Raw genomic sequence first — 3001 nt, 5'->3', positions numbered from 1 at the left:
GGCGATCCCTCCGAGCCGGGGACCATGCTCGTCACTTTGACCGGCGGACCAACGACGGGCTCGGTCTTGGAAGTCCCGACGGGAACGCGATTGACCGACCTCGTCGGGCACACCGGTGACCCCGGCGCGCTTCGCGCCGTACTGCTGGGCGGCTACCACGGCAGTTGGATTCCCGGCGCAATGCTCACCGACGCCCGACTGTCGCGTGCCGGCCTGGCCCACCTCGGCGCCAGCCCCGGTGCCGGCATCATCCACGCGCTACCAGCCGACCAGTGTGGACTCGCCCGCACCGCAGACATTCTCGACTACCTCGCAGGGCAGAGCGCCCGCCAATGCGGGCCGTGTCTCAACGGCTTGCCCCAATTGGCCCGGCTCTTCGACGACCTCGCCTACGGCCGCGTCGACGAGCGACTCCTTGAGGAGGTGAGCCGGATGATCGACGTCATCGACGGCCGGGGCTCGTGTCGCCACCCCGACGGCACCGCCCGCCTGGCCCGCAGTGCCCTCGACACGTTCGCCTCCGACATCGAGCACCATCGCCACGGCCGATGCGAAGCCGCCCTGGCGCCGATGCACGCCACCGGGCGCCCACCACAACACATCTCGGGAACACGATGAGAAACCCATCCAAACCAGCCACGCGACTGCACATCGACTGGACGCGCTGTCACGGCCGCGGGCTGTGCACCGAACTCCTGCCACGTCTGCTTGGCCGCGACGACTGGGGCTACCCCATCGCTCGCGATGGCTCCCGCGAGCCCGCCGTACCACCGTCTGCGCTGTCCGAGGCACGCACCGCAGTCGACCTGTGCCCTCGGCTTGCACTCTCATTGCTCACCGACGCGAACCACGGACCCGGTAACCGAAAGGCAGGCACGAGTTTGTAATTGGTGTCAGATCGTTGTCCCGAATCCCTGCGTCATTTCGAGGAGTGACAGTTGTCGACGTTCAATGGGCTGCCCGCCCACGTCTTGCTCGTGCATTTCATCGTTATCTTGGCTCCGCTCACCGCCGTCCTCGCGATCATCTGCGCGTTTTGGCCGGCGGCACGCCAACGATTGGTATGGCTGGTGCTCGCGCTGGCGGTGATTACCGCAGTTCTCACACCACTGACGACGGACGCAGGTGAATGGCTAGCGAAACGTAAAGGCCGATCCCCACTACTGCATGCGCACACACACCTGGGTGACACGATGGTGTATTTCTCCATCGCATTGGTGGCCGCGGCCGCGCTGATCGTCTTCGTCCACCTTCGGGAAGCACGTGGCAAATCACTGAAACCCATTGCGCGGTGGCTCATTGCGGCCGTCGTGGTCATCGCGAGCGTGGCGTCAACAGTCCAGGTCTATCGCATCGGAGATTCAGGGGCCAAAGCGACATGGAGCAAACAGTCGGCTGTGGGATCGTCTGCGCCGTGACCCTTCGGTTATGCAGTTCGGTAGTCGGCGAGGAAGCGGGCGATTAGCCGGCAGTGCACCTGTCGGCGCTCGCTTCGCGGTCACGATGCGTGGTGCCTTCGACCCAGGAATGTAGTTCGTCGTCCGGCTCGCGGATAGGCTTAGGTGATCGCTGCGCCCACGAGATGTCCGATGGCATAGGTGATGCCCAGCGCCAGCCAGCACCGTCTCACTCACCGCTGCAGGCGAAGAGAAGATTCGTGGCGCGGCTCCTGATCATGTGCGCCTAGTCCAAGAGTTGGTCGTTCGATCATTGAGTCCTGCCCAGCTCCAGCAACTGGGCGAGGCTGCCGCCACGGTCGTCCAAGCCATCGAGAAGGCGAATCGCGCGCGAAGCCATTTTTCGAAATTGACGGAGAGAGAGCGGACTCTGGCCTTCGAGGCGCGGCGTTCAGTCCGAAGGGGGCACCCCCCACCCTCCGTCGGCTAAGCGGTCGTGTCAGTAGCGCCCAGCCGCAGGTGCTCGATGTGGTAGACGGCCTCGTCGAGTAGCTGTGCGACGTGGTTGTCGTAGAGGCGGTAAACGATGCTCCGACCGTTTCTGTCACCCGCCACTAGGTCGAGCGCCCGTAGGAGCCGCAACTGGTGAGACACCGCCGGTTGCTCCATCCCTACCGCAGTGGACAGTTCTCCCACTGAGCACGGTGACTGGCGCAATCGGGTCAGGATCATGAGGCGGTTGGGCGAAGCCAAGGCTTGCAACGTTTCTGCGATCTTGACCGCTGACACCGGGTCGAGAGTTGCCGGTGGCGTTGCGCGGCCTTCCACTCCGTGTCCCACGCCTCAATTGAAGCACGCTGCCGTCGGTGGATATGACACATGTAGAGTTCTACACGTATACATGTACGAACTGTGTTGATATGGAGACGGGAGAACATTGATGAGCACCGTCACGGTACAGCCGACCCTCCCCAGAGCGGCGACAGCAGAGCGTCGGTTGGGCGTCTCGGGGCTGTGGTCTGTCGCATCGGTGCGGTGGGCGGTCGTTGCCTTGTGCCTATTCCTAGTCGGACTTGCTGCCCAACTGCTCAACGCTCCATCTGCAATTTGGTGGACGCTCTATCTGGCGTGCTACCTCACCGGCGGGTGGTCACCGGCCTGGGAAGGCATTCAGGCGTTGCGTTCTCGAACGCTCGACGTCGATCTGCTCATGGTGGTGGCCGCTATCGGCGCAGCCGCCATTGGACAGATATTCGATGGGGCCTTGCTGATCGTCATCTTCGCGACTTCCGGCGCGTTGGAGGATGCAGCGACCAAGCGCACCGAGGATTCGGTGAAAGGTCTGCTCGACTTGGCACCTGAGCGGGCAACGCGGATCGACGCCGACGGAGTCGAACACTCAGTCAATCCGCAAGACCTTCGGGTGGGTGAACTTGTCATCGTCCGACCCGGTGAGCGAGTCTCAGCAGACGGAGTCGTCGTCGGCGGCGCATCCGACGTCGATCAATCATCGGTCACCGGAGAGCCGCTACCTGTCAACAAGAACATCGACGACCATGTCTTCGCAGGCACACAAAACGGCGGAGGCGTACTACGCATCCGTG

Annotated in this window: 5 protein-coding genes; 4 read left to right on the top strand and 1 reads right to left on the bottom strand. The window is 63.4% G+C overall.

The window, feature by feature from the left end:
* The 3 genes from QOH60_RS24965 to QOH60_RS24955 all read left to right on the top strand — a co-directional run.
* On the top strand, positions 1–618 hold a 618-nt coding region (locus QOH60_RS24965), incomplete at its 5' end, for an NADH-ubiquinone oxidoreductase-F iron-sulfur binding region domain-containing protein (protein WP_526424569.1).
* Positions 549–887, top strand: coding sequence for a ferredoxin (locus QOH60_RS24960; protein ID WP_526424568.1), 339 nt, complete (start codon positions 549–551; stop codon positions 885–887). The genes QOH60_RS24965 and QOH60_RS24960, both read left to right, overlap by 70 nt.
* 51 nt (positions 888–938) lie before the next feature.
* Entirely contained in the window at positions 939–1418 is a 480-nt protein-coding gene (locus QOH60_RS24955) for a DUF2231 domain-containing protein (RefSeq protein WP_526424567.1), read from the top strand.
* A gap of 465 nt (positions 1419–1883) precedes the next feature.
* Here QOH60_RS24955 and QOH60_RS24950 read toward each other — a convergent pair whose 3' ends face one another.
* A complete protein-coding gene (locus QOH60_RS24950) occupies positions 1884–2237 on the bottom strand; it encodes an ArsR/SmtB family transcription factor (protein ID WP_526424566.1) in 354 nt (117 codons plus the stop codon).
* 100 nt (positions 2238–2337) lie between these two features.
* On the opposite strand from QOH60_RS24950, the gene QOH60_RS24945 reads away from it, so the two are divergent.
* On the top strand, positions 2338–3001 hold a 664-nt coding region (locus tag QOH60_RS24945; RefSeq protein WP_526424565.1), incomplete at its 3' end, for a P-type ATPase actuator domain-containing protein.

The sequence above is a fragment of the Mycobacterium sp. genome (genome assembly GCF_032159765.1).
Classification (GTDB): domain Bacteria; phylum Actinomycetota; class Actinomycetes; order Mycobacteriales; family Mycobacteriaceae; genus Mycobacterium.
Note: the sequence above shows the minus strand (reverse complement) of the source record. Positions and strands in the feature narration are given on the sequence as shown.